The organism is Burkholderia anthina, assembly GCF_001547525.1.
In the GTDB taxonomy this organism is placed as follows: domain Bacteria; phylum Pseudomonadota; class Gammaproteobacteria; order Burkholderiales; family Burkholderiaceae; genus Burkholderia; species Burkholderia semiarida.
On sequence record NZ_CM003768.1, the window covers coordinates 750376 to 775918 of the forward strand.

Genomic DNA, 25543 nt, shown 5'->3' on the forward strand with positions numbered 1-25543 from the left:
CGGCTGGATGCCGGCCTTTTCGCTGTGGGTCGGCGCAGTGCGTTCAGTCGTCGAGCGGGTCGCGCACGGCGCCGCATTGCCAGCACGCGGTGAATTGCGCTTCGAGCGCTTCGCCGCACTGCCGGCAGCGCCACGGTGCCGCGCCGGCCGACGGGCCGTGCGACGCGGCATCGAGGAGCCGGCGGGCGAGTGCATCGTCGCGTTCGTCGTCGAGCCACAGCTCGGGCGTGCACGCGTCGGCGGGCAGGCCGCCGAGCGCGCCGGTCGCGTAGCAGTTGTGCAGCTCGCAACCGATGCCGGCCACCTGGAGCACGTTGGCCCAATGCTGCGCGGTCGCGAGGTCGGGTGCCTTGAAACGCATCGCGGCTCCTGTCGATGAAGGCCGGCATGGCGCCGGCCGGCCGTCGTGCACGTCGCGCGATCAGCGGACGATCTGGCTCGCCTCGTGCACGAGTTGCGCGTACAGCGCGTGCCGCGACGGCGCGATACGGCCGTCGGCGACGGCTTCGAGGATCGCGCAGCCGGGCTCGTGCAGATGATGGCAATTATAGAAACGGCAGTCCGCGAGCAACGGCCGGAATTCCGGAAACGCGCGCTCGAGACGGCCTTCGGTCAGGTGGTAGAGGCCGAATTCCTGGAAGCCCGGCGAATCGATCAGCGCACCGCCGCCTTCCAGCGGGTACTGGCGCGTGAACGTCGTCGTGTGACGGCCACTGTTGAGCGCGGCCGAAATCTCGCGGGTCGCGGCTTCGGCGTCGGGCACGAGCAGGTTCACGAGCGTCGACTTGCCCATCCCGGACTGGCCGAGCAGGATCGTCGAATGCCCGGCGAGGTGCGGCATCAGCTGTGCACGTGCGTCGTCCGGCGCGCCCTTCACCGACAGCTCGAGCACGTCGTAGCCGAGCGCGCGGTACGGCGCGAGGCGCTCGCGCGCGACCGGCAGCGCGGCCTCGACGTCGATCTTGTTCAGCACGACGAGCGGCTTCAGTTCGTTCGCTTCGGCCGCGATCAGCGCGCGGCCGAGGAGATCCTCGCTGAAATAGGGCTCGGTCGCGAGCACGATCAGCAACTGGTCGAGGTTCGCCGCGAACAGCTTCGACTTGAACTGGTCGGAGCGGTACAGCAGGTTGCGCCGTTCGCCGATCTCGACGATCACGCCCTGGTCGGCCGACGCGAGTTCGTACGCGACGCGGTCGCCGACCGCGATGTCGCTCTTCTTGCCGCGCGGGAAGCATTGCAGCATCGGGCCGCCGTCGTCGGGGGCGACGATGTAGTGGCGGCCGTGCGCCGCGATCACGCGGCCTTCGGCCCGTTGCGCGCCCGACGCGCGCGCGGCCGGCTTGCGGGAGGTCGGCCGGCTCATGCGTGCTGCAGCAGGCGGTCGATCCGCTGCGACGCGGGCGGATGCGAGTAATAGAAAGCCGTGTAGACGGGGTCGGGCGTGAGCGTCGACGCGTTGTCCTCGTAGAGTTTCACGAGCGCGCTGACGAGATCCTGCGCGTCGGTCTGGCTGGCCGCGAACGCGTCGGCCTCGAATTCGTGCTTGCGCGACGTGAGGCTGCTGAACGGCGTCGCGAAGAACAGGAACACGGGAATCGCGAGGAAGAACAGGACGAGCGCGGCGCCCGCGTTGCTGGTGTCGAGCGACGGCGTGACGCCGAGCCCCGTATAGAACCACGTGCGTTGCGCGAGCCAGCCGAGCAGCGCGAGCAGCACGAGGCTCAGCACGAACGACACGAGCATCCGCTTCATCACGTGGCGGCGCTTGAAGTGGCCGAGTTCGTGCGCAAGCACGGCTTCGATCTCCTGGCCGGACAGGCGCGCGAGCAGCGTGTCGAAGAACACGATCCGCTTCGATGCGCCGAAACCCGTGAAGTACGCGTTGCCGTGCGCGGAGCGGCGGCTGCCGTCCATCACGAACAGGCCCTTCGCCGCGAAGCCGCAGCGCTTCATCAGCGACTCGATGCGCGCGCGCAGCGCATCGTCCTTCAGCGGCTCGAACTTGTTGAAGAGCGGCGCGATGAAGGTCGGGTAGATCAGCAGCACGAGCATCTGGAACGCGACCCACACGATCCAGGTCCACAGCCACCACAGGTGGCCGGCCTGATTCATCAGCCACAGCACGACGAACAGCAGCGGCAGGCCGAGCACGGCGCCGAGCAACGTGTTTTTCAGCATGTCGGTGAAGAACAGCCGCTTCGTCATCCGGTTGAAGCCGAAACGCTGCTCGATGCCGAACTGGCGGTAGTACTCGAACGGGACGTCGATCACGCCCGTGATCACGAGCACCGCGGCGACGAGGGCGACCTGCTGCCCGTAGCCGCGGCCGAGCCAGCCGGTCAGCAGCGTGTCGAGCGCGCCCACGCCGCCGAGCAGCGTGAGGCCGACCAGCACGGCCGCGCTGACGACGATCTCGAACATCGTCAGCCGGGTGCGCTCGACCGTGTAGTCGGCCGCGCGCTGGTGGGCGGTCAGCGGGATGGTGGCGCTGAACTGCGCGGGCACGCCGTTGCGGTGCGCGGCGACGAAGCGGATCTGCCGCGACGCGAGCCACAGCTTGGTGACGACCATCGCGAGCACGGCGATCGCGAACAGCAGGGTGAACGAAAAGGGTGACATCGAAGGCGCCAAAGGGTTCTATGCGAGAATTATATGTTCTTGCGGACCGGCCCCGCTCACGCGATGCCGGCCGCCCGGGCGGCGCCGCATCGGCGCGCCCGGTCCGCCATTTTCCAGGATGAATCATGACCGATACCGCCGCTTCCGCCAGCCAGCCCGCGCTCGTGCGCAACGAGTTGAACCTCGTCTGGCTCGACATGGAAATGACGGGCCTCGACCCGGATAACGACCGCATCATCGAGATCGCGGTCGTCGTGACCAATTCCACGCTCGACATCGCGGTCGAGGGCCCGGTGTTCGCGATCCACCAGAGCGACGAGACGCTCGCGAAGATGGACGACTGGAACAAGTCGACGCACGGCCGTTCGGGGCTGATCGACCGCGTGCGCGCATCGACCGTGACCGAGGCGGAAGCCGCCGCGCAACTGCAGGCGTTCCTCGCGCAGTACGTGTCGCCGGGCAAGTCGCCGATGTGCGGCAACTCGATTTGCCAGGACCGCCGCTTCATGGCGCGCTGGATGCCCGAATTCGAGCGGTTCTTCCACTACCGCAATCTCGACGTCAGTACGCTCAAGGAGCTGTGCCGCCGCTGGCAGCCGGCCATCTACAAGGGTTTTCAGAAGCGGGCGATGCACACGGCGCTTGCCGATATCCACGAGTCGATCGACGAGCTGAAGTACTACCGCGAGCATTTCCTGATTCCGGCCGCCTCGGCGCCGGCAGGCGATTCCGTGCCGGCCGCCTGAGCGGGCCGGCACGCGTGCGGCGCGCGGCAAACGCTCAGCGCCGCGCGCTTTTCGGCCGGAACGCCGCGACCACCGCGGCGTCGGTCTCGATATACGGGCCGCCAATCAGGTCGATGCAGTAGGGCACCGCGGCGAAGATGCCGGGCACGGTCGACTTGCCGTCGGCGTCGCGCAGCCCTTCCAGCGTTTCCCGGATCGACTTCGGCTGGCCGGGCAGGTTGATGATCAGCGCCGCATGGTCGGCCGTTTCGCGGATCACGGCGACCTGCCGCGACAGGATCGCGGTCGGCACGAAATTCAGGCTGATCTGCCGCATCTGTTCGCCGAATCCCGGCATTTCCTTCGTCGCCACGGCCAGCGTGGCTTCCGGCGTCACGTCGCGGCGCGCGGGGCCCGTGCCGCCCGTCGTCAGCACGAGGTCGCAGCCGGCGACGTCGACCAGTTCGGCGAGCGTGGCCGAGATCGTCGGCGCGTCGTCCTGGATCAGGCGCGTCTCGGCGCGCCACGGCGAAACCAGCGCGCCGGCGAGCCATTCCTGCAGCGCCGGAATGCCCTTGTCTTCGTAAATCCCCGTGCTTGCGCGGTCGCTGATCGACACGAGGCCGACCACGAGCTCGTCCGGATGGTTACGCTTCGTCGTCATGGTCGTCTCCGGCGTCGTCGGCCGCTTCGTCGTCGGTGTCGGATGCGCCGCCCGCGGCCTTGATCCACTGGAACAGCTCGCGGAAATAGCGCGGCGGCTTGCCTTGCTGCGCTTCCTTGCGCGCGTTGCGGATCAGCGTGCGGCCTTCCTGGATGTCGGCGTCGGGGTGCTGGCGCAGGAATTCGGTCAGCGCGTCGTCGCTCGCGAGCAGTTGCTCGCGCGTGCGCTCGATCCAGTGCAGGCGGGCGGTGGCGGCCTTGTTCACGCCGCGTTGCGCGTCGAGCGCGGTGCGCAGCGCGGCCGTTTCGTCGTCGGTCAGCGAGCGCATCACGCGGCCGACGTACTGGAGCTGGCGGCGCTTGCCTTCGTGATCGGTGATCCGGCGCGCCTCGCGCACGGCGTCCGCGAGGTCCTCGGGCATCGGCATGCGCTTGAGCGCATCCTTCGGCAGGTCGACGAGCGCCTGGCCGAGTTCCTGCAGCGCGTGCATTTCGCGCTTCAACTGGGATTTGCTGGGGCGATCGTAGCCATGGTCGTCGTCCTCGACGGCAGGTTCGATCGGCTGGATTCGGGTTTTGCGTGTCATGGGCCGCATTGTATCGCGGCGCGGACACCCCAAGCTTGTCTGTGCGCGGCCCCGGACCTTGCTATGATCGCGGGATACGCAACATTTTGACCATGCGGGCGCCCGCCCGCCACCGGATACCAAGACGATGGCAGCCAATCTCGACGTACAAGCGCGCTATTTCCCGCACACGCAGGACCAGCTCAAGGAAATCGCATCGGACATCCTTCGCCATGCGAAGGCGCTCGGCGCGACGGACGCCGCGACCGAAATCTCCGAGGGCGACGGCCTGTCGGTGTCGGTGCGCCGCGGCGAAGTCGAAACGATCGAGCACAACCGCGACAAGATGGTCGGCGTCACCGTGTTCATCGGCAAGAAGCGCGGCAACGCGAGCACGTCGGACTTCTCGCCGGCCGCGATCAAGGATACCGTCGCCGCCGCCTACAACATCGCGCGCTTCACGGCCGAGGACGAAGCGGCCGGCCTTGCCGAAGCCGAGCTGCTCGAAACCGACCCGCGCGACCTCGATCTGTACCACCCGTGGGCGCTGAGCGCCGACGAGGCCGTCGAGCTCGCGCGCCGCGCGGAAGACGCCGCGTTCGCGGTCAGCCCGCAGATTCGCAATTCGGAAGGCGCGAGCGTGTCGGCGCAGCACTCGCAGTTCGTGCTCGCGACGTCGCGCGGCTTCCTCGCCGGCTACCCGTACTCGCGCCACTACATTGCGTGCGCACCGATCGCGGGCAGCGGCCGTCACATGCAGCGCGACGACTGGTATTCGTCGAAGCGCAGCGCGATCGATCTCGCCGCGCCCGAAGCGGTGGGCCGCTACGCGGCCGAGCGCGCGCTCGCGCGGATGGGCGCGCGCCGTCTCGACACGCGCAAGGTGCCGGTGCTGTTCGAGGCGCCGCTCGCGGCCGGCCTGCTCGGCGCATTCGTGCAGGCGGTGAGCGGCGGCGCGCTGTACCGCAAGACGTCGTTCCTCGTCGACAGTCTCGGCAAGCCGGTGTTCGCGCCGCACATCCAGGTCGTCGAGGATCCGCACGTGCCGCGCGCGATGGGCAGCGCGCCGTTCGACGAGGAAGGCGTGCGCACGCGTGCGCGCAGCGTCGTGAAGGACGGCGTCGTGGAAGGCTACTTCCTGTCGACCTATTCGGCGCGCAAGCTCGGCACGCAAACGACCGGCAACGCGGGCGGCTCGCACAACCTCGCGCTGCGCAGCTCGAACACGCAGGCGGGCGACGACTTCGACGCGATGCTGAAGAAGCTCGGTACGGGCCTGCTGCTGACCGAGCTGATGGGGCAGGGCGTGAACTACGTGACCGGCGACTATTCGCGCGGCGCGGCGGGTTTCTGGGTGGAGAACGGCGTGATCCAGTATCCGGTCGAGGAAATCACCGTCGCCAGCACGCTGCAGGAGATGTTCCGCCATATCGTCGCGATCGGCGCGGATTCGATCGTGCGCGGCACGAAGGAAACCGGCTCGGTGCTGATCGAGCAGATGACGATCGCCGGGCAGTAAGCCGCACGCGGCGCAGGCCGACAGTCAACGAAAAACCCGACCGGCGTGAGCCGGTCGGGTTTTTTCATCGTGCGGAAGAAGGCGTCAGCCGCGCTTGCGTGTGTAGACGACGAACGCATAGCCGAACGAGTTCGGCGCGGCAGCCTGATGCGCGTCGCGCGAGACTTCCTGCCAGTGCGCGGCGTCGGGCGCCGGGAACGACGCGTCGCCGTCGAAGTCGGCGTCGATCTCGGTGATGACCAGCTTGTCGGCGAGCGCGAGACCTTCCGCATAGAGTTGCGCGCCGCCGATCAGGAATGCCTCGGGCGCGCCGTCGCGCGCGGCGAGCGCCAGCGCGTCGGCGAGCGACGTGACCGTGTCGCAGCCTTCGAAACGGCGCGTGGCGTCGCGCGTGACGACGATGTTGCGGCGGCCGGGCAGCGGCCGGCCGATCGACTCGTGGGTCTTGCGGCCCATCACGATCGGCGCGCCCATCGTCGTGCGCTTGAAGAACGCGAGATCCTCGGGAAGTTTCCAGGGCAACTGGTTGTCGCGGCCGATGATGCCGTTGCGGGCACGCGCGACGATCAGGGTCAACGTCGTCATGAAGGTCGGGGAAGAGGGGACATGCAATGGGCCGATTTTACCGGAACGGCGGCGCGCGCCGGATTCCGCCTGCCCACGTGGGCATCGGCGTGTGTTGCGCGGTGCGCCGCGACGCGGGATGCCCGCATCACGGCGGCCGTCCGAATAAAAAGAGTGCCCGCCGGGGGACGGAGCACCAAAACATTTTGCGTCGCGAGATCGGCGATACCGGTTCCGGTCGATGGCATTCCGTCCGACCGGATCGTCGGTTCAATACGCAATCCTGATTGAATCGACACGGAAAATGATCAGGGATGCGTATTGCTTCGCGCGTTGCCTCCCATCGCATGCTGCATGTTGCCCGGTTGCGGTGCCGGCATCGGCAACTGGGGCGGCGGTGGAATCTCGTCCCACAGCGTCACGGAGGCCTGGCGCGCCGGCAGCGGTTGCGGCGCCGACACGGTCACGATACCGAACCCGTTGCCGTGCTGCCTGACCGGCACATTTTCGACAAGCAGCATCGCGCGATCCGGCCGCATGCCTTCGTCCGCGCATGCGGGGGCAGGCGGGCCGGCGGCCGAAAGCAGGAGCGTCGTCGGCACGAAAGAAAGTAAAAGGATTTTTCGCATGGTGACTGTCTCCGGTCGTTTCCGTATTCAGCGAAATACATGCCACGATACCGGGAGCATTGCCGCCATTGCGATTCGCGCTCGAGCGTTGCGAATTGTGGCCGAAAACGCCTGAAAATGTTTCAGGCCTGAAACGAGGGGGCTCGGGAATATTGCTGATTCAACCAACCCGCTTCAAGGATGAAAATCGGCGCGTGTGTTGATGACGAAACCCTTCCTGCGCATGCGCTATGTGCAGATGATTGATCTGCATCGACCTCCTGAGCGATTGGGCCGGATCGCCATCGGCGCTGAAACGGGCTTGTCGTATTCTGCGCCTGTAACAAGCTGTTTGATCAAAATAACTGGACGCAAGATAAGCGCCATCATGCGAGGCATTGTCGTTGCCGCGCATCGGCATGGCGAATCGAGCCACCTTGGGCTGACCCGATTCGATCCTTTTGCACGCGACCTGACGTGTGCGGCAATCGTTAGACGGTTGATGAACGGGGTGAGGATATGGGAGCCGATCAGCGGCACGTGATCTACTATTCGCGCGAACCGAACGATGCGTTGCGCGGCCATTTCGACGAATGCGGCTGGCGCGTCGATCTTGCCGAGACCGTGCGCGACGTGCGGCGCGTCGTGCAGCAGGGCGTGGCAACCGCCGGCCTGCTCGATTTCTCGCCGGGCTTCAAGCCGTCGGATCTGCGCGAACTCGAATCCTGCCTGAGCATCCAGCACATCGGCTGGATCGCGGCGACGCGGCGCGGCCAGTTGCAGGACGCGATGCTACGCCATCTCATCCGCGACTATTGCTTCGACTACGTGACGATGCCGTACGAAACGGCGCGCATCGTCGAGACCGTCGGCCATGCGCACGGCATGGTCGCACTGACCGATGCCGTCGCGCCGCCCGTCGGCGCCGGGCGTACCGAAGGCGAGATGGTCGGCACCTGCGATGCGATGCTCGGGCTCTTCAGGACGATCCGCCGTGTCGCGGCGACGGACGCACCGGTGTTCATCTCCGGCGAGTCGGGCACGGGCAAGGAGCTGACGGCGGTCGCGATTCACGAGCGGTCGTCGCGCGCGCAGGCGCCGTTCATCGCGATCAATTGCGGGGCGATACCGTCGACGCTGCTGCAGGCCGAACTGTTCGGCTATGAGCGCGGCGCATTCACCGGGGCGAACCAGCGCAAGATCGGTCGCGTCGAGGCCGCCAACGGCGGCACGCTGTTTCTCGACGAGATCGGCGATCTGCCGCTCGAAAGCCAGGCGAGCCTGTTGCGTTTCCTGCAGGAGGGCAAGATCGAGCGGCTCGGCGCGCACGTGTCGGTGCCGGTCGACGTACGCGTGATCTGCGCGACGCACGTGGACATGGAAGCGGCGCTGCGCGAAGGGCGCTTCCGCGAGGACCTGTTTCATCGGCTGTGCGTGCTGAAGATCGAGGAGCCGCCGCTGCGCGCGCGCGGCAAGGACATCGAGGTGCTCGCGCGCCACATGCTCGAGCGCTTCAAGGGCGATGCGCATCGCCGCCTGCGCGGTTTTTCCCCTGACGCGGTCGCGTCGCTGTACGGCTATTCGTGGCCCGGCAACGTGCGCGAGCTGATCAATCGCGTGCGCCGCGCGATCGTGATGTCGGAAGGCCGGATGATCACCGCGACCGACCTCGAACTGAACGACTATGCGACGCTCGCGCCGGTGTCGCTGCTGGAGGCGCGCGAGGCGGCCGAACGGCAGGCGATCGAGCAGGCGCTGCTGCGCCATCGCGGCCGTTTCGCGGATGCCGCGCGGGAGCTCGGCGTGTCGCGCGTCACGCTCTACCGGCTGATGTGCGCGCACGGCATGCGCGAGCGCGGCGACACGCTGGCAGGGTTTTCGGCACCGTTGCCGGAGCTTCCGCGCCACGCTTGCTAAAATTGGCGGGTGCGGCCGCCCCTCGCGGCCGAAGGAACCCGCATGAAACAGTATCTCGATCTCGTTCGTACCATTCTCGATACCGGCACCTGGCAGGAGAACCGCACGGGAATCCGCACCATCAGCATGCCGGGCGCGATGCTGCGTTTCGACCTGCAGCAAGGCTTCCCGGCCGTGACGACCAAGAAGCTCGCGTTCAAGTCCGCGATCGGCGAGCTGGTCGGCTTCCTGCGCGCATCGCGCAGCGCGGCCGATTTCCGCGCGCTCGGCTGCAAGGTGTGGGATGCGAACGCGAACGAGAACGCGCAGTGGCTCGCGAACCCGTATCGCCAGGGCGTGGACGATCTCGGCGACGTCTACGGCGTGCAATGGCGCCAGTGGCCGGGCTACAAGGTGCTCGACGCGAGCGCCGACGCGCAGATCGCCGATGCGACGCGCCGCGGCTTCCGGATCGTCACGCGTTTCGATGAAGACGGCGCGCCGAAGGTGCTGCTGTACAAGGCGATCGACCAGTTGCGCCAGTGCCTGGACACGATCATGGAGAACCCGTCCGATCGCCGTATCCTGTTTCACGCGTGGAATCCGGCCGTGCTCGACCAGATCGCGCTGCCCGCATGCCATCTGCTGTACCAGTTCCTGCCGAACGCGACGAAGCGCGAAATCTCGCTGTGCCTGTACATCCGCAGCAACGACGTCGGCCTCGGCACGCCGTTCAACCTGACCGAAGGCGCCGCGCTGCTGTCGCTCGTCGGCCGGCTGACGGGCTACACGCCGCGCTGGTTCACGTATTTCATCGGCGACGCCCACATCTACGAGAACCAGCTCGACATGCTGCAACGGCAGCTCACGCGCGACCCGTACGAAAGCCCGCGGCTCGAGATTGCCGAGCGTGTGCCCGAGTACGCGAAGACGGGCGTCTATGCGCCGGAATGGCTGGAGCAGATCGAGCCGTCCGATTTCTCGCTCGTCGGCTATCGCCACCATGAGCCGCTGACCGCGCCGATGGCGGTCTGATCGCGCGGCGGGGCCGCGCGGTTTCATCGATCCGCACGCCGCAAAAAGGCTCGACCGGTATCAGCCGGTCGAGCCTTTTGTTTCATGTCCGCGGCACTTACTGGCGATGCCGCTCTTCGTGGCCGCCCTGCGGCGGCGGGCTGCCCGGGCGCGGCGCCTCGACGTGCGGCGCCGGCTGCGGCCGTGGTTCCATCCGGGGGGCGGGCACCGACGGGCGCGGTTCCATGCGGGGCGCCGGTTGCGGCCGCGGCTCCATGCGCGGCGCCTGCGGCTGCGGACGCGGCATGTCGTGCACCGCGGGCGCCGGCGGACGGTACTCGTTCACGCGCGGCGGCGCGACTTCGCGACGGGGCGCCGGTTGGGCGAAGTCCGGGCGCGGTTGCGGCGCGGGGGCGGCCCGCTCCGGTTGCGGCTGCGCATGCCGGGCCGGCGTCGGGAAATCGGGGCGCGGATGCGGTTGCGGAATCTGCGCGGTATGGTCGGACTGCGGTTGCGGCAGCGCGCGAGGCGCTTCGTTGCGCCCGCCGGATTGCCCACCCTGCGGAGCCGGCACGCCGTCCGGATGCGGGATTGCCGCGCTGCGCACGGGCGGCAGCGCATTCTGTCCCGCCGCGTGTAGCGCGGCAGCTGGAGCAGGGCGCTGATGCGCCATCGGCGTGTGCGGCTGCATCCACACGGGCGACGGCGCGTTCGCTGCGTGCGCATCGCCCGTCCGCGCCGGAACGTCGTTCGCGCCCGGCGGATGCGGGACGCCATTGCCGGGCGCGAACGCCTGATGCGGCATCGGATTGCCGGGCGCCTGCGGCGTGCCGCCGTTGGCGAAACGCGGTGCGTTGGGCGTTTCGCCGTTCGCCGGCCGCGCGACATTCGGCATGCCCGGCGCCGGTGCGCCCGGCTGTCCGGCCCGCACGTCGGCCGGCAGGCCTTCGCGCGGCGCGCGGGCCGGCTGCACGACCGGGCCGTGCGGATTCACGAGCTGCACGTTGTGCATCGCCCATGCGCTGCCGCCCGGCTTGCCCGGCACGCGGACCGGGCGAGCCGTATAGTCGGCCGGTACGTTCGTCTTCACGACGGGCGCACCGGCCCCCGGTACGCGCCCGCCCTGCTGCGCGAGGTGAGCGGCGGCCTGGTCGCGATACGCGGCCGGCACGGCCGGATTGCGCGTCGCCACGAACGGGTGCTGCGCGATCGCCGCCGGCGGGCGGTAGCCGGCATTGCGCAGCCCGCCAGTGAAGCTCTGGCGCACCGGCGCGATGCCGGGCGTGCCCGGCATCACGTGCGCGTTGCGCCATTGCCGCGGATCGACGGGCTGCGCGAAGTGCGCGACCGGCTGGCCGTGCACGAACGCGGCGGCCGGCACGGCCGTGATCGCGTGCGGCGCGCGCAAGTTCACGTACGTCTTGTTGATGTTGGTGATATTGGTGATGTTCGTCACGTTCACGGTCTTGTTCACGTTGACGTTGTTCACCACGATGTTGCGGTTGACGCGGTCGTAGTAGTGCGGGCTCCAGCCGCCCCAGCCCGGATGCCACGCCTCGCCCGGGCCGAGCGCGAACCATGCGCAGCCGGCCGCGGCCACGCCGCCGACCGTGAGCGCGACGCTCCAGTCGGAACCGCCGCCGCCGCCACCGCTGCCCACGAACGCGACGAGCGCCGGTGCGTAGACGGGCGGCTGGCTGACGACCATCGGGCCGGGCACCCATGCCCAACTGTCGTCGACGTACGCCCAGCGGCCGTAGTGATAGGGCGCGAAGCCCCACGGCGCGTCGTCGACCCAGGTCCAGCCCCACGGCGCCTGCCAGATCCAGTGACCGTCGTGATACGGCGCCCAGTCGGCCGGCGTGTTGTTCGGCACCCATACCGCGCCGTAATTCGGGGTTTCGCGCCACGTGCCGTTCGCGTCGAGATCCTGGTAGCCCGGAATGTCGCGGGACACGTACCGGGCCGACACCGAGCGCGCTTCGGCCGCGTCGCGGCTGGCGGCCCACTGGTCGAGCGCGTCGGGGGCCGGTGCGGCCGATTGCTGCGCGACCTGCAGGTCGGTGCCCGTGAACACGACCTGCTGGCCGGGCGACAGCGGATACTGTCCGTTGCTGCCGTAGACGGTCGCGTTGCCGCTGCGCACCGTCACCGTCGTGCTCGCGCCGTTCGGCGCGACATCGACGCGGTAGTCGCCCGGGCCCGTGATGCCGAGCGCGAGATTCGGCGTGTCGATTTCGTACGATCCGCCGGCCGGCAGACCGCGCACGTGCGTCGACACGGTGCCGAGCCCCACTTTCAGCTGCGTCGTCGTGTCGTCGAGGTTCAGCACCGACAGGCTCGTCGATTCGCCGAGCCGCACCGCGGTCGAGCCGACGTGCAGTTCCGAACGCGCGCCGGCATCGTTCCAGAGCTGGTCGCCGGTCGTCAGCGGCCGGTTGGCCGCCGCATACGACCACGTATCGGTGCCGGCCGGTTCGGTCGTCACGGCGCCCGACAGGTAATTGAGCCGCGCGACGCGGCCCGGCGGATCGCCGCCCGGTTGCCGCGCCGCGGTCATATTCGGCGGCGCGTCGACCGATTGCGCGACGGCGGGCGGCAGCGCCGCAAGCGCGACGAACGCGAGCAGCGTGCAGCGGGCGGTGCGCTTGAGCGTGAACAGGGTGGCCATGGTGAGCGTCATTGTCGTGATCGCGGCGCGTCGATTCGTGCCGTCGAGTTCACAATATCCGCTTGGCCTGTTTCAAGGCACGGTGTTTTGTAAGTCGAGTGGCACGCGATGTAACAAAACCTCTCCATCGCGCGCCGTTGTCGTGCAGTTGCAATGCCGGCGTCAAGCGGACGTAAGCCACGCGTCGAAAACCTGCTGCCCGCGCACCGTGACGCGCAGCACGCGCGGCCGGGCAGCACGCTCGATCCAGCCATGTGAACAGAAGCTATCGAGCAGCGCCGCGCCGAGTGCGCCGCCGAGGTGCGAGCGCCGCTCGCTCCAGTCGAGACAGCCGCACGCGAAGCGGCGCCGGCGCATGCGCTGCTGCGCGACGTCGATGCCCCATCGCGCGAGCGCCTGCGTGCCGAGCTCGGTGGTCTCGATCGCGTTGCCGTTTGCGAGCAGCCAGCCGCGCGCGGTGAGGCCGTCGAAGATGCGCACCGCGAGCTCGCCGGCCATGTGGTCGTAGCAGGTGCGTGCATAGCGCAGTTCGGCCGGGACCGCGCGCGACGGCGGCGGAACCGGGCGATGCGGCGCGGCCGCGCGGGCGACGTTGGCCATCGCTTCGAGCGAGGCCGCGATATCGGCCGATGCAATGCGGTAGTAACGATGCCGGCCGCGCACGTCGAGGGCCAGCAGGCCGCCTTCGGTCAGGCGCGCGAGGTGGGCGCTGGCCGCGGACGGCGACAGCCCCGCGATCATCGTCAGTTCGCCGGCCGGGCGCGCGCTGCCGTCCATCAGCACCCACAGCATCGCGGCGCGGCCGGGATCGGCGAGCAGCGCGCCGATGCGGCTGAGGCCTGGAAAATGGTGGTCGTCTTGATCGGTCATCGTCGTGTCTCGTCGAGCGGGATGAGGGGCAGTGTAGTCGGTGCCCGCATTCGATGTTTCGCTTTCGGATGAAATGTCGAACGCAGCGGCGGCGCCGCTGCGCGGACCGGCTGCGGGCGGTTGCAGGGCACGCGTAGAATGGCCGGACGCGGCGGCAGCGGGCCGCCGCATGTGACGCGATGCGACGATGAAGACGATTTTCTGTGTGTTGGCGGCCGCGCTCCTCTGCGCGGCCTGTGCGCCCGGTGGCGCGGGCGCGACCGGAGCGCGCGGCGGCAGTATCGAGATGTACGGGACGATCGACCAGGGCATCACCGTGCGCCGGTGACCGGTGCCGTTCGGCTCGGGCCAGCGCAAGCCCGTTATTGGCGTGAACAGCTCTCGTCGGCATGGCCGCCGCAGCCCCGCCACACGGGGCTCGCCGCGACGCATTGCCGCAGTGCAACGTATAATGGCCCGATTACAGCGCCCCTGCCGCCTGGAGCCAGAACAATGCCCCAACCGTCCCCCGTGCCGGCCGCCCTCGACCGCACCGAAACCGTATTCCGCTTCCTTGCCGAGCCTTCGTCCGTGAACTTCGGCGGCAAGGTGCATGGCGGCGCGCTGATGAAGTGGATCGACGAAGTCGCGTATGCGTGCGCGGCGGTCTGGTCGAGCCGCTATTGCGTGACGGTCAGCGTCGGCAACATCCGCTTCCAGCGTCCGATCCTGGTCGGCAATCTGGTCGAGCTGAAGGCGCGCGTCGTCGCGACGGGCCGTACCAGCATGCACATCCATGTGTCGGTGCACGCCGGCGATCCGAAGGGCGGCGTGTTGCGTCAGACGACCGATTGCCTCGTCGTGTTCGTCGCGGTCGACGAGAACGGCAACCCGGTGCCGGTACCGCCGTTCGTGCCGGAAACCGACGAGCAGCGGGTACTGGCGAAATATGCGGCCGACGTGCGGGCCGCGCTCGACAAGATCGTCGAGATGAAGCCGGAAGAAGTCGCGAAGGGCACCGTCTGAGTGCCGCGGGCGCCGCGCTCGTCGCGCCGCGCCCGTCGTTCCGCCGTCCCGCCGTTACCGCGTCCCGATCATCTGCTCGGGGCGTACCCACGCATCGAATTCCGCTTCCGTCAGGTAGCCGAGCGCGAGCGCGGCCGCCTTCAGCGTCGTGCCTTCCTTGTGCGCCTTCTTCGCGATCTGCGCGGACTTGTCGTAGCCGATGTGCGGATTGAGCGCCGTCACGAGCATCAGCGATTCGTTCAGCAGCAGGTCGATCCGCGAACGGTTCGGTTCGATGCCGACCGCGCAGTGATCGTTGAAGCTCTGCGCGCCGTCGGCGAGCAGCCGCACCGACTGCAGCACGTTGTGCGCGATCATCGGCCGGAACACGTTCAGCTCGAAATTGCCGCTCGCGCCGCCGACGTTGACCGCGACGTCGTTGCCGAACACCTGGCAGCACAGCATCGTCACGGCTTCCGACTGCGTCGGATTCACCTTGCCCGGCATGATCGAGCTGCCCGGCTCGTTTTCCGGAATCGACAGCTCGCCCAGCCCGCAGCGCGGCCCGCTCGCGAGCCAGCGCACGTCGTTCGCGATCTTCATCAGGCTCGCCGCGACCGTCTTCAGCGCGCCGTGCGCGAACACCAGCGCGTCGGCGGCCGCCATCACCTCGAACTTGCTCGGCGCGGTCACGAACGGCAGCTTCGTCAGACGGCCGATCTCGTCGGCCACGCGCACCGCGAACGCCGGATGCGCGTTCAGCCCCGTGCCGACCGCGGTGCCGCCGAGCGCGAGCTCGTACAGGTGCGGCAGCGCCGATTCGACGTGACGGATGCCCTGGTCGAGCTGCGCGACATAGCCGGAGAACTCCTGGCCGAGCGTGAGCGGCGTCGCGTCCTGCAGGTGCGTGCGGCCGATCTTCACGATGTCGGCGAATGCCTTCGACTTCGCGTCGAGCGTCGCGCGCAGCGTGCGCAGCGCCGGCAGCAGGTGGTTGACGATCGCATACGCGGCCGCGATGTGCATCGCGGTCGGGAACACGTCGTTCGACGACTGGCCGCGGTTCACGTCGTCGTTCGGATGAACCTTGCGCGCCTCGCCGCGCTCGCCGCCCATCAGCTCGCTCGCGCGGTTCGCGATCACCTCGTTGAGGTTCATGTTGGTCTGCGTGCCGGAGCCCGTCTGCCACACCGCGAGCGGGAATTCGCGCGGATGCTTGCCGGCGATGATCTCGTCGGCGGCCGCGATGATCGCGTGTGCCTTGTCGTCGGCGAGCACGCCGAGCGACTGGTTGACGGCCGCCGCGGCGCGCTTGACGATCGCGAGCGCGTGGATCAGCTCGGGCGACTGCTTCTCCGTCGAGATCCGGAAATTCTGCAGCGAGCGCTCGGTCTGCGCGCCCCAGAGCCGATCGGCCGGCACGGCGATCTCGCCGAACGTGTCGCGTTCCATCCGAACTGCTTCGTTCATGATGCACTCCTCCTGGAAAGGGGAAAGGCCGCGCGTCGTCGCGCGGCGTCAGACGTAATCAGACGTATCGTGAGGCAGTCGCGCCGCTTGCGCGGCGTCTCGAGGTGCTCAGCCGACAAGGATAGCGCCGGCCGCGATTTCGTGTCGTGTCGCGCCCAGGGCGCGTTGCGAGCGCAAACAGGCGCTAGCGCGCCGCCGCGATGAGCGAGGTGGTCTTGCGGTGAAAGCGCCAGGCCATCAGCGCGGCAACGCTCGCGAGGCCGGCCGCGAGCCCCCACCACAGGCCGCGCGCGCCCAGGCCGGCGTGGAACGCGAACCAGTAGCCGGTCGGGAAGCCGATGCCCCAGTAGCCGAAGGTCGCGGCGAGCATCGGGATGCGCGTGTCCTTCAGGCCGCGCAGCGCACCCGACGCGACGGTCTGCATCCCGTCGACGATCTGGAACACCGCGGCGATGCCGAGCAGCGACGCGGCGAGCGATACCGTCGCCGCGTTGGCCGGATCGTCGAGGTGCAGGTACAGGCCGACGATCGTATGCGGCGCGACGATCATCACGAGGCCCGACAGCGACATGAAGCCGACGCCGAGCGCGAGCGCGACGAAGCCCGCGTGCCGCGCGGCGACGGGCGAGCCCGCGCCGACCCAGTAGCCGACGCGCACGTTCGCCGCCTGGCCGATCGCGAGCGGCACCATGAACGACACCGACGCGACGTTCAGCGCGATCTGGTGCGCGGCGAGCGACGTCGCGCCCAGCACGCCGACCGTGAGGCCGGTGGCGAGAAAGAGCGTCGATTCGACGCCATACGTGATCGCGACCGGCCAGCCGATGCCGATCAGCTCGCCCATCACGGGCAGCTTCGGGCGCGCGGCGGTCACGAAATGGCGAAAGCGCTGCCGGCCGTGCAGCAGCCAGATCAGCGCGAGCGCGGTGAGCCAGATCGTGATCGTCGTCGCGACGGCCGAGCCGAGAAAGCCCAGGCGCGGCAGCCCGAATGCGCCGTGGATCAGCCCGTAGTTCAGCACGCCGTTGACGCCGACGCCGCCGATCGACACCCACAGCAGCCGCCGCGCGGCGCCGATCGCCGGCAGGAACGCACGCATCAGCCCGACGCCGATCAGGCTGCCGAGCGCCGCGAAGCGCAGGATGCCCGTGTATTCGCCGACGTGATGCGCGAGCAGCGGCGGCTCGTGGAACATCAGCAGGATCGGTTCGGCCAGCGACAGCGCGACGATGGCCGGAATCGCGAGCAGCACGGACAGCGCGAAGCCGGTCCAGTAGATGTGCGGCACGCGGTCCTCGGCCTGCGCGCCGCGCGCATGCGCGACGCTCACGCTGACCGACGACAGCACGCCTTGCAGGATCGTCACGATCACGAAGAAGAAGTTCGCGCCGAGCCCGCCCGCCGCGAGCGAATCGGGGCCTAGCGAACCGAGCAGCACCGTGTCGGTGACGCTCATCGCCATCTGGGAAAGTTGCGCGATCGCGAGCGGCGCGGCGAGGCGCGCGGTATCGGCGGCATGACTGGACAAGGACGGCGGCGCGGCGGCCGTCCGCGTGAGACCGGAATGCGACATGGAATGGGCGCTCGCGCGGGTGCGGGCCCGCGCTCTGTGTATTTATTTTGAGAGACGGCTAGCTTACGGCTTTATGCGTACCGTGTCGAACGCGTGCGCCGATGGCCATGTCACGGGCAGGGGAACCCCCGCGGTCGCTACGCTTCGCGTACCGCGATGCGCGTGTCGCCGAGCAGCACGACCTGGCCCGCGCGGATCTTGCAGGTCTTGCGAAGCTCGACCGCGCCGTCGACCTTCACGGCGCCGGACGCGACGATCAGCTTCGCGGTGCCGCCGCTGTCCGCGAGGCCGGTGATCTTGAGCAGGTTGTGCAACTCGACGTATTCGCCGGTCAGCGTGAAATCCAGATTGGGCATGACGAGGAAGGTGCGCAACGCGCGGAAGGAAACGCTCCGCATCATACGGCACCGCGCGTCGGCACGCGAGCGCGGGGTGGTCGCCGGCGGATGTAAAGGACTGTGAGCGATTCGTCAGCAAATGAAACGGTGGGTAACAGTCTGAGAGATTCGCGAACCGGCCGCGCGGACCGCCGGTCTTCTGTCGTACCTGCCGCGTGTTGCGGTGGGGCATGCAACGGACCGCATCGCCGTGGTCCGGGCACACAACTTCTTGAGGAGAATTGCCATGTCCAAGATTCGTACGATGCTGATCGGTGCCGCGCTGACGGCGTTCGCCACTTCGGCCGCATTCGCCCAGACGGGCACGACCACGCAAGGCGCGGCCGGTGCCGGCGTGCAGGCGCAGACGCCGGCGGCAGGTGCCGGTGCGGGCGTGCAGGGCGGTGCCGGCGCGAACGCGTCGGGCAATGCGACGACCGGTGCGACCGATGCGGTCGGCGCGGCAGCCGATGGCGCGAAGGACACGACGTCGTCGGCCGTCCATTCGACCAAGAAGCACGCGAAGCATGCGGCGAAGTCGGCCAAGAGCCATGCGGGTTCGGCCAAGGCGAAGGCGAAGGCCGACGACGCGACCGAGGGCGGCGCATCGGTCGGCACGCAGGGCGGTGCATCGGCCCAGGGCGCCACGCAGTAAGCGGTGCGCGGCGCCGTCGCGATGTTCGCCTTCGGACGGTGCGTCGCGACGGGCGATCGTCCGGCGGCCCGGTTCGCTTCGCGCGAGCCGGGCCGTTTTCGTGGGGTAACTAAGACGGTCGGCGGGACGCGCTTACGGCCGGCGCTGGCCTTGCCCCTGCCCCTGGGCCGGCCGCACCGCGGCAGGCGTGAACACGCTGCGCAGCCACGCGGCGAGCCGCGCGAAGACGTCGTACGGTTCCTCGACGAAGATCTCCGGCTTGAGCAGCCGCAGGTATTCCATGATCTGCTGCGCTTCCTGCTTCTGGAACGAGCCGTGCGCGAGCCCGAGCCGCAGCAGCCCGCGCAGTTCGCCGAGCTTGTCGCGCGCGGTGCTGCCGACGCTCATCTCGCACGCGAGCTTGGCCTCGTAGATCCGCTGCCGCAGCGATTCCGCGAGCCGCCACGCAGGCGTCTGCATCAGTTCCTCGAGCGTCTGGATGTCCTGCGCCGCGCCCTTGATCTGCGACGCGAGCGGGTCGATCAGCGACGCGTCGCCCTGCGCTTCGGCGACGATCGCCTTCGCCCAGTCGCGGCACGCCTTCGCGAGTTCGTCGGGCGTCCATTCGGAGCGCGACGCGAAGCCGAAGCCGAATTCGCCGGCCTGCCGCATCAGGATCGCGACGACGTCCGGGAATTCCTTGTCGAGCGTGCGCTTGGCCCACGCGTACTGGCCGCCCTGCAGCATTCGCTGCACGGCGTGCTCGGTCAGCGGCACCATGTTGTCGAGCAGCTTCGCGCGCAGGAAATCCTCGAACGACGGCGTCGCGAATTGCGGGTCGAGTTTCAGCGACACGCGCACGAACGCGTCGTAGTCCTTGCGCAGGGACTCGAGCGTGTCGTCCTTGAGGGAAAGGGTGATCTGGCCCATGAATCGTCTCGATGGCGGCCCGCGCAAGCCGGCGCCGGCACGGCGCACCGGAGCGGGCGCAGCGTCGACTGACCGGTGCGCGCCGGGGCCGGTGGCGGGTCTTCCTCTCCTATATCGGCGCGCCGGGCGGAAACTTGAGCTCGCGCGGTGGAGCATGCGCTCAGGCCGGCGGCCAGTGCGGGAGGACGACCCCTTGCCACAGGAAGAACACGCCGAGCCCGACGGCGATCGTCACGAGCGGGCGGCGGGTCGCGGCCGACACGAGTACGGCCGCGAGCGCGCCGACGAGCTGCGGATTCCGCCACGTCAGTTCGGCCGTGCCGCCATGCGGCGAGACGGTCATCGGCACGATGATCGCGGTCAGCACGGTGACCGGCACGAAGCCGAGCGCGGTGCGCACGAGCGGCGGGAACGTCAGCCGCTCGCCGAACAGGAACAGCGTCGAGCGGATCGCGTACGTGATGACGGCCATGCCAAGGATCAACAGCGCGTAGCTCACGATGCGGCCTCCGGGCGAGAGCCGGCGCGCGTGCGATCGTGCCGCAGCGTGAGCACGACGCCGATCGCGACGCCGGCGGCGACCGCGCCGAGCAGCCCGAGCTTGTACGGCCAGCCCTGCCAGAAGTACGCGAGCGTGCCGGCCGTGGCGGCCGCCGCGAAATAGCGCAGCGTGCCGAGCTGCGGGACGACGATCGCGATGAACGTCGCCGCCATCGCGAAATCGAGGCCGAGCGACTGCAGGCCCGGGAACGCCGTGCCGAAGCCGATGCCCGCGAGCGTCCAGACCTGCCAGTTCAGGTACATCGCGAGCCCGGAGCCGAAGAAGTAGTGGGGGCCGATCGTGCCGGGCGGGTGGTGCCGGTAGTGCCCGTAGGCGACCGCGAACACTTCGTCGGTCATCAGCGCGCCGAGCGTCGCGCGCCAGCGCAGCGGCAGGTGCGCGACATAGGGCGCGAGCGTCGCGCTGTACAGCAGGTGGCGCAGGTTCACGATCAGCGTCGTGGCGAGCACCACGACGAAGCTCGCGCTGCCGGCGATCAGGCCGAGTGCGATGAACTGCGCGGAGCCCGCGAACACGGCGAGCGACATCAGTGCGCCGTGCCATGCGGCGAGCGGGCCGCCGCCGACGAGCGTGCCGAAAATCACGCCGAACGGGGCGGCGCCGATCATCATCGGAATCGTGTCGCGCGCGCCGTCGAGCCATTCGTTGAGCGGGCGGCGCGGGGGCGATGCGGGTGTCTTGTTCAAGAAGCGCTCCTCCATGAGCGGGAGGATAGCGGGCCGCTGGCGGGCCGGCTTGTATGTTCTTGCGCTCGCCGAAGCGGGGCCCGTGCCCGAGTGAGGGCCGGAGCGAATTGCAGCATGGTGGCCGGCTGCGGGAAGCCGCGCGTCAGCTTGCCTGCCAGCGCCCGGGCGGCACGCCGAACATCCGTTTGAAATGCCGCGTGAAGTGGCTCTGGTCGACGAAGCCGCTGGCCGCCGCGACATCGGCGACCGGCACGCCCGCGCGCAGCGGCGCCAGCGCACGCTGCAGCCGCAACTGGTTGCGCCACGCATGCGGCGGCATGCCGGTCGTGCGCGTGAACAGGCGCGCCGCGTGAAACGGTGACAGGCCGGCCGCCTGCGCGACGTCGTCGAGCGTCACCGTGCTCGTCAGATCGGCGGCGAGCCGCTCGCGCATCGCGTCGACGCGCGGTTCGTCGGCCGCGAGCGGCGCCGGTCGCGGCCGCGCGTCGGCGTGGCGCGCGATCAGCGTCGACAGCGCGTCGAGCATTGCCGTTTCGGCGGCGAGCGGATCGTACGGGCGCGGCACGCCGGCCGCCGGATCGTCTACCGGCTGCCCGGGCGCACGCGCATGCGACGACAGCGCGCGCTCGCTGCCGGCTTCCAGCATCCGGTGCGCCCGCGTGAGCCGCGCCGCGAGATCGGCGTCACGAATCACGCCGGGGGCGAACCACGGTGCATCCTGCGGGCGGCCCGCGATCGCACTCGCGAGTTCGCGGATGAATTCGACCGGCATGTAGCTGACGCGATAGCACCAGCCTTCGTCGGCGGCACGCGAGCCCGTATGCACTTCGCCGGGATTGATCACGGGCACGGTGCCTGTCTCGGCGACATAACCGGTGCCGCGATAGGTGAAGCGTTCCGCGCCTTCGAGAATCACCGGGATCGTGTACGCGTCGTGCCAGTGGGGCGCGAACGCGTGATCGCGGTAGGTGGCCGTGAGCAGATCCGCGTCCGGCACGAGCGGCGTGCGCCAGTAGCGTGCGGAATCGGGAAGGCGGGTGGCGGGCATGATCGGGCGCGGGAGCGGTCGAACCGACAGTGTATCGCTCGCGCGCCCGGCGGGTGCGGGCTTACTTGAGCGGAATCGTCGTGCCGGCCGGCATCGGCACCGCGGTGACGGCGTTCTTCGGGCTGCCGCTGACGATACGGTCGCTGTAGGTCAGGTAGACGATCGTGTTGCGTTTCTTGTCGACCACGCGCACGACGTGCAGCGTCTTGAAGATGAACGACATGCGTTCGCTGAACACGTCGGCCTGCTGCTTGAGCGGCTCCTTGAAGTTGATCGGGCCGACCTGCCGGCACGCGATCGACGCTTCGCTCGGATCCTCGGCGACGCCGAGCGTACCCTTGATCCCGCCGGTGCGGGCGCGCGACACGTAGCAGGTCACGCCGTTCACGACCGGATCGTCATAGGCCTCGACGACCACGCGGTCGGAACCCGTGACGCGGAAATGGGTGTTCACGCTGCCGACTTCCTCCGCGTGCGCGAGCGGTGCGGCGGCGAAGGCGGAGAGCAGGAGGGCGACGGGGGCGAAACGGAGGAGGCGATGCTTCATCGACGGAACCGGAGGATGCGAATGCGGGACAGAGACTCTAGCATGCGCGTGGCCGGGCCACGAAAAGCAGAAAGACGGAATGGTGGCCGGAAAAACAAAAGGCCCGTCGAATGACGGGCCTTTCGCTATTTGGCTCCCCGACCTGGGCTCGAACCAGGGACCTACGGATTAACAGTCCGGCGCTCTACCGACTGAGCTATCGGGGAATAAATCGGTACATCTGCGTGTCGTGCTTTCCAGCAAAAAACCCGTCCACTTTCAACGGGCCTTTGCGTTTTTGGCTCCCCGACCTGGGCTCGAACCAGGGACCTACGGATTAACAGTCCGGCGCTCTACCGACTGAGCTATCGGGGAACAAACAACAACAGCAGAGAAACGAGATTGTATGGAGTGTTCGCTAACCTGTCAATACTTTGGAGACGCGACACATAAAAATTTTTTTGCGGCCCGCCGCGCGATCAGCGCTCGAGCAGGTGCAGCTTGTCCTGCACGTCCTTCCACTCGTCCGCGTCGGCGGGCGCCGGCTTGGTCTTCGTGATCGACGGCCAGTTCTTCGCCAGCTCGGCGTTCAGCTCGGTGAACTGCTGCTGGTCGCCCGGAACGTCTTCTTCGGCATAGATCGCATTGGTCGGGCATTCGGCGACGCACACGGCGCAGTCGATGCACTCGTCCGGATCGATGGCGAGAAAGTTGGGACCTTCACGGAAGCAATCCACCGGGCACACATCCACGCAATCCGTGTATTTGCACTTGATGCAGCCTTCGGTCACAACGTGAGTCATTAAAACGCTCCTGCTTGGCGGTATATGGGGTGGCGTTTGCGCCAAAAGCGGCATTGTAACTGAAGCGCAAAACCCGCATGTCGTGGTCGGCTATCCGGCTTATATCGTTTCGTGATTAGTTTATGGGGTGCGCAACGCGGATACCCGCACACGCACCGGCGGCGCGAAGCGCGAGCCGGCGGGGCGGTTTCGCGATGGTCCGGCACGCATTCGGGTAACATGACCGACAGACCGGGCGGCGCGCGGTGCGCCGGGGCCGGTCACGATATTGGCGCTGCCGTCATCATGATCATCACTTCGCTGCTCGACACGGATCTCTACAAGTTCACGATGATGCAGGTCGTCCTGCATCACTTCCCCGCCGCAAACGTCGAATACCGTTTCCGGTGCCGCACGCCCGGCGTCGATCTCGTCCCGTACATCGACGAGATTCGCGACGAGGTGCGCGGCCTGTGCTCGCTGCGCTTTTCCGACGTCGAACTCGACTACCTGCGGCGCATGCGCTTCATCAAGAGCGACTTCGTCGATTTCCTCGCGCTGTTCCACCTGAACGAGAAGTACATCTCGATCACGCCGTCGCCGAAGGGCAACGGCGAGATCGACATCGTGATCGAGGGGCCGTGGCTGCATACGATCCTGTTCGAGATTCCGGTGCTCGCGATCGTCAACGAAGTCTATTTCCGCAACACGCAGCGCGAGCCCGACTATCGCGAAGGCCGCGAGCGGCTGCGCGAGAAGATCAAGCTGCTCGGCGCGAAGCCCGAATTCGCCGACTGCAAGATCGCCGACTACGGCACGCGCCGGCGCTTCTCGAAGGTCTGGCACGAGGAAGTCGCGCTCACGCTGCGCGACGGGCTCGGCCCTCAGTTCGCGGGCACGAGCAACGTGCTGTATGCGATGAAGCACGGCATCACGCCGCTCGGCACGATGGCGCACGAATACCTGCAGGCGTGCCAGGCGCTGGGCCCGCGGCTGCGCGATTCGCAGATCTACGGCTTCGAGATGTGGGCGAAGGAATATCGCGGCGATCTCGGCATCGCGCTGTCGGACGTCTACGGCATGGACGCGTTCCTGAACGACTTCGACATGTACTTCTGCAAGCTGTTCGACGGCGCGCGCCACGATTCGGGCGATCCGTTCGACTGGGGCGAGCGGATGCTGCGCCATTACGAGGCGAACCGATGCGACCCGCGCACCAAGGTGCTCGTGTTCTCGGACGCGCTCGACATTCCGAAGGTCATGCAGCTGTACGAACGGTTCCGCGGCCGCTGCAAGCTCGCGTTCGGCGTCGGCACCAACCTCACCAACGATCTCGGCTACGTGCCGCTGCAGATCGTCATCAAGATGGTTCGCTGCAACGGCCAGCCGGTCGCGAAGCTGTCCGATTCGCCTGGCAAGAGCATGTGCGACGACAAGGCGTATCTCGCGTACCTGCGGCAGGTCTTCGGCATCGCGCAGCCGGTCGACGAAGACGCGTCGAAGTAGGCTTTGGCCGTTCGGCCGAAGGTGCGTCGCGGCAGGGGCGGCCGGTATAATCCGACGTATTGCACGCCAACGTCACGAGGACCGTTCATGGACACTTCCGCTGCCCGTCGCCAGATCCTCGCGCGCATTCGTGCGGCGCAGGGGCGCGCGGCCGAACCCGATGCAGCGGAGCGCGACGGCGTCGCCGACTATCTCGCCCGTCATCCGCAGGGCCCGCGCCCGCCGGCGCCGGCCGATCTCGTCGCCGCTTTCGTCGACGAGGCGGCACGCCTGTCGACCACGGTCGACGAAGTCGCGACGCTGGCCGACGTGCCTGCCGCCGCCGCCCGTTATCTTGCCGCTCATGGTCTGCCGACGCAGGCCGTCGCATGGCGCACGCTGGCCGATTTCGACTGGGCGGGCGCCGGCCTGTCGGTCGAGTGCCGCAAGCCGCGCGACGGCGATCTCGTCGGCTTGACCGGCTGTTTTTGCGCGACCGCCGAAACGGGGTCGCTGGTATTGCTGTCCGGCCCCGACACTTATGCATCGGCCGGCCTGCTGCCGGAAACCCACATCGCGATCGTGCCGGCGTCGCGCATCGTCGCCGGTCATGAAGACGCGTTCGCGCTGATTCGCGCGGAGCGCGGCGAGCTGCCGCGTGCGGTCAATTTCGTGTCGGGTCCGTCGCGCACGGGCGACATCGAGCAAACGATCATTCTGGGCGCGCACGGCCCGTACCGCGTGCACGCGATCGTCGTACGGGGCGCATGA

Annotated in this window: 28 protein-coding genes and 2 tRNA genes; 10 read left to right on the forward strand and 20 right to left on the reverse strand. The window is 68.3% G+C overall.

All coding sequences use genetic code 11. The features are described from left to right. Window positions 1-43: 43 nt before the first annotated feature. The 3 genes from WS64_RS03545 to WS64_RS03555 are packed head-to-tail and all read right to left on the reverse strand — an operon-like array spanning window position 44 to window position 2619. Window positions 44-361: a putative signal transducing protein gene (locus WS64_RS03545; RefSeq protein WP_011351362.1), complete on the reverse strand. Its 318-nt coding sequence runs from the start codon at window positions 359-361 to the stop codon at window positions 44-46. Between the two features lie 60 nt (window positions 362-421). Further along, window positions 422-1363, reverse strand: a complete 942-nt coding sequence (gene rsgA, locus WS64_RS03550) for a ribosome small subunit-dependent GTPase A (RefSeq protein WP_060965731.1) — start codon at window positions 1361-1363, stop codon at window positions 422-424. Continuing rightward, a complete protein-coding gene (locus WS64_RS03555) occupies window positions 1360-2619 on the reverse strand; it encodes a M48 family metallopeptidase (protein ID WP_059574043.1) in 1260 nt (419 codons plus the stop codon). Before WS64_RS03555 ends, rsgA begins: the two co-directional genes overlap by 4 nt. 125 nt (window positions 2620-2744) lie before the next feature. Between WS64_RS03555 and orn the strand changes: the two genes are divergently transcribed. After that, the gene (gene orn / locus WS64_RS03560; protein WP_040143720.1) at window positions 2745-3365 is read left to right on the forward strand and encodes an oligoribonuclease; all 621 of its coding nucleotides are present in this window, start codon (window positions 2745-2747) and stop codon (window positions 3363-3365) included. A gap of 34 nt (window positions 3366-3399) precedes the next feature. Here orn and mog read toward each other — a convergent pair whose 3' ends face one another. Continuing rightward, window positions 3400-4008 (reverse strand): molybdopterin adenylyltransferase, encoded by a 609-nt coding sequence (gene mog, locus WS64_RS03565; protein WP_081059055.1) that lies wholly within the window; start codon window positions 4006-4008, stop codon window positions 3400-3402. After that, a complete protein-coding gene (gene yjgA / locus WS64_RS03570; RefSeq protein ID WP_279616257.1) occupies window positions 3992-4594 on the reverse strand; it encodes a ribosome biogenesis factor YjgA in 603 nt (200 codons plus the stop codon). Before yjgA ends, mog begins: the two co-directional genes overlap by 17 nt. Window positions 4595-4721: 127 nt before the next feature. Between yjgA and pmbA the strand changes: the two genes are divergently transcribed. Next, complete coding sequence (pmbA, locus tag WS64_RS03575) at window positions 4722-6092, forward strand: metalloprotease PmbA (RefSeq protein WP_059574040.1); 1371 nt, start codon at window positions 4722-4724, stop codon at window positions 6090-6092. An 84-nt stretch (window positions 6093-6176) separates the two neighbouring features. Here pmbA and WS64_RS03580 read toward each other — a convergent pair whose 3' ends face one another. Continuing rightward, window positions 6177-6677 (reverse strand): dihydrofolate reductase, encoded by a 501-nt coding sequence (locus WS64_RS03580; protein ID WP_060965733.1) that lies wholly within the window; start codon window positions 6675-6677, stop codon window positions 6177-6179. 287 nt (window positions 6678-6964) lie between these two features. After that, window positions 6965-7177: a hypothetical protein gene (locus WS64_RS03585; RefSeq protein ID WP_226093723.1), complete on the reverse strand. Its 213-nt coding sequence runs from the start codon at window positions 7175-7177 to the stop codon at window positions 6965-6967. A gap of 310 nt (window positions 7178-7487) precedes the next feature. Between WS64_RS03585 and WS64_RS34150 the strand changes: the two genes are divergently transcribed. Genes WS64_RS34150 through WS64_RS03595 form a run of 3 tightly spaced genes read left to right on the forward strand, consistent with a single transcriptional unit; the run spans window position 7488 to window position 10195 of the window. Continuing rightward, window positions 7488-7808 carry a hypothetical protein gene (locus WS64_RS34150; RefSeq protein ID WP_155634601.1) on the forward strand — a complete coding sequence of 107 codons (321 nt, stop codon included), beginning with the start codon at window positions 7488-7490 and terminating at the stop codon, window positions 7806-7808. Next, window positions 7784-9181, forward strand: a complete 1398-nt coding sequence (locus WS64_RS03590; RefSeq protein WP_059638241.1) for a sigma-54 dependent transcriptional regulator — start codon at window positions 7784-7786, stop codon at window positions 9179-9181. The genes WS64_RS34150 and WS64_RS03590 overlap by 25 nt, the downstream gene beginning before the upstream one ends. Before the next feature lie 42 nt (window positions 9182-9223). Continuing rightward, a complete protein-coding gene (locus tag WS64_RS03595) occupies window positions 9224-10195 on the forward strand; it encodes a thymidylate synthase (RefSeq protein WP_059638243.1) in 972 nt (323 codons plus the stop codon). Between the two features lie 97 nt (window positions 10196-10292). Here the strand turns inward: WS64_RS03595 and WS64_RS03600 are convergent, their stop codons facing one another. Continuing rightward, the gene (locus WS64_RS03600; RefSeq protein ID WP_244166564.1) at window positions 10293-12857 is read right to left on the reverse strand and encodes a DUF6600 domain-containing protein; all 2565 of its coding nucleotides are present in this window, start codon (window positions 12855-12857) and stop codon (window positions 10293-10295) included. A 150-nt stretch (window positions 12858-13007) separates the two neighbouring features. Beyond that, window positions 13008-13715 (reverse strand): ArsR/SmtB family transcription factor, encoded by a 708-nt coding sequence (locus WS64_RS03605; protein WP_060965734.1) that lies wholly within the window; start codon window positions 13713-13715, stop codon window positions 13008-13010. Between the two features lie 187 nt (window positions 13716-13902). On the opposite strand from WS64_RS03605, the gene WS64_RS34835 reads away from it, so the two are divergent. Both WS64_RS34835 and WS64_RS03610 read left to right on the forward strand, forming a co-directional pair. Continuing rightward, on the forward strand, window positions 13903-14043 hold the full coding sequence (locus WS64_RS34835; protein ID WP_167351605.1) for a hypothetical protein: 141 nt from the start codon (window positions 13903-13905) through the stop codon (window positions 14041-14043). A 164-nt stretch (window positions 14044-14207) separates the two neighbouring features. Beyond that, entirely contained in the window at window positions 14208-14720 is a 513-nt protein-coding gene (locus WS64_RS03610; RefSeq protein WP_023475851.1) for an acyl-CoA thioesterase, read from the forward strand. A gap of 54 nt (window positions 14721-14774) precedes the next feature. Here WS64_RS03610 and fumC read toward each other — a convergent pair whose 3' ends face one another. From fumC to WS64_RS03625, 3 genes are all read right to left on the reverse strand, one after another. Continuing rightward, complete coding sequence (fumC, locus tag WS64_RS03615) at window positions 14775-16169, reverse strand: class II fumarate hydratase (protein WP_059574034.1); 1395 nt, start codon at window positions 16167-16169, stop codon at window positions 14775-14777. Window positions 16170-16353: 184 nt separating this feature from the next. After that, window positions 16354-17742: a multidrug efflux MATE transporter NorM gene (gene norM, locus WS64_RS03620; protein WP_059574033.1), complete on the reverse strand. Its 1389-nt coding sequence runs from the start codon at window positions 17740-17742 to the stop codon at window positions 16354-16356. A gap of 137 nt (window positions 17743-17879) precedes the next feature. Then, window positions 17880-18098 carry an RNA-binding S4 domain-containing protein gene (locus tag WS64_RS03625; protein WP_006486208.1) on the reverse strand — a complete coding sequence of 73 codons (219 nt, stop codon included), beginning with the start codon at window positions 18096-18098 and terminating at the stop codon, window positions 17880-17882. A gap of 268 nt (window positions 18099-18366) precedes the next feature. Between WS64_RS03625 and WS64_RS03630 the strand changes: the two genes are divergently transcribed. Next, the gene (locus WS64_RS03630) at window positions 18367-18774 is read left to right on the forward strand and encodes a hypothetical protein (RefSeq protein WP_060965735.1); all 408 of its coding nucleotides are present in this window, start codon (window positions 18367-18369) and stop codon (window positions 18772-18774) included. A gap of 132 nt (window positions 18775-18906) precedes the next feature. Here WS64_RS03630 and WS64_RS03635 read toward each other — a convergent pair whose 3' ends face one another. The 8 genes from WS64_RS03635 to fdxA all read right to left on the reverse strand — a co-directional run bounded on the left by WS64_RS03635 (window position 18907) and on the right by fdxA (window position 23308). Continuing rightward, window positions 18907-19683: a DUF4088 family protein gene (locus WS64_RS03635; protein WP_059574031.1), complete on the reverse strand. Its 777-nt coding sequence runs from the start codon at window positions 19681-19683 to the stop codon at window positions 18907-18909. 160 nt (window positions 19684-19843) lie between these two features. Continuing rightward, window positions 19844-20182, reverse strand: coding sequence for an AzlD domain-containing protein (locus tag WS64_RS03640; RefSeq protein WP_059574030.1), 339 nt, complete (start codon window positions 20180-20182; stop codon window positions 19844-19846). Continuing rightward, window positions 20179-20946 carry an AzlC family ABC transporter permease gene (locus WS64_RS03645; RefSeq protein ID WP_060965736.1) on the reverse strand — a complete coding sequence of 256 codons (768 nt, stop codon included), beginning with the start codon at window positions 20944-20946 and terminating at the stop codon, window positions 20179-20181. Before WS64_RS03645 ends, WS64_RS03640 begins: the two co-directional genes overlap by 4 nt. A 127-nt stretch (window positions 20947-21073) precedes the next feature. Next, window positions 21074-21979 (reverse strand): AraC family transcriptional regulator, encoded by a 906-nt coding sequence (locus WS64_RS03650; protein WP_060965737.1) that lies wholly within the window; start codon window positions 21977-21979, stop codon window positions 21074-21076. Window positions 21980-22040: 61 nt separating this feature from the next. Next, the gene (locus tag WS64_RS03655; RefSeq protein ID WP_060965738.1) at window positions 22041-22526 is read right to left on the reverse strand and encodes a CreA family protein; all 486 of its coding nucleotides are present in this window, start codon (window positions 22524-22526) and stop codon (window positions 22041-22043) included. 130 nt (window positions 22527-22656) lie between these two features. Beyond that, window positions 22657-22732 (reverse strand) — tRNA-Asn (locus WS64_RS03660). Between the two features lie 72 nt (window positions 22733-22804). Next, window positions 22805-22880, reverse strand: a tRNA-Asn gene (locus WS64_RS03665). Between the two features lie 104 nt (window positions 22881-22984). Beyond that, the gene (gene fdxA / locus WS64_RS03670; RefSeq protein WP_011544919.1) at window positions 22985-23308 is read right to left on the reverse strand and encodes a ferredoxin FdxA; all 324 of its coding nucleotides are present in this window, start codon (window positions 23306-23308) and stop codon (window positions 22985-22987) included. A 285-nt stretch (window positions 23309-23593) separates the two neighbouring features. Between fdxA and pncB the strand changes: the two genes are divergently transcribed. Both pncB and WS64_RS03680 read left to right on the forward strand, forming a co-directional pair. Continuing rightward, window positions 23594-24793: a nicotinate phosphoribosyltransferase gene (pncB, locus tag WS64_RS03675; protein WP_059638253.1), complete on the forward strand. Its 1200-nt coding sequence runs from the start codon at window positions 23594-23596 to the stop codon at window positions 24791-24793. Window positions 24794-24880: 87 nt separating this feature from the next. Then, on the forward strand, window positions 24881-25543 hold the full coding sequence (locus WS64_RS03680; RefSeq protein ID WP_059574025.1) for a LutC/YkgG family protein: 663 nt from the start codon (window positions 24881-24883) through the stop codon (window positions 25541-25543).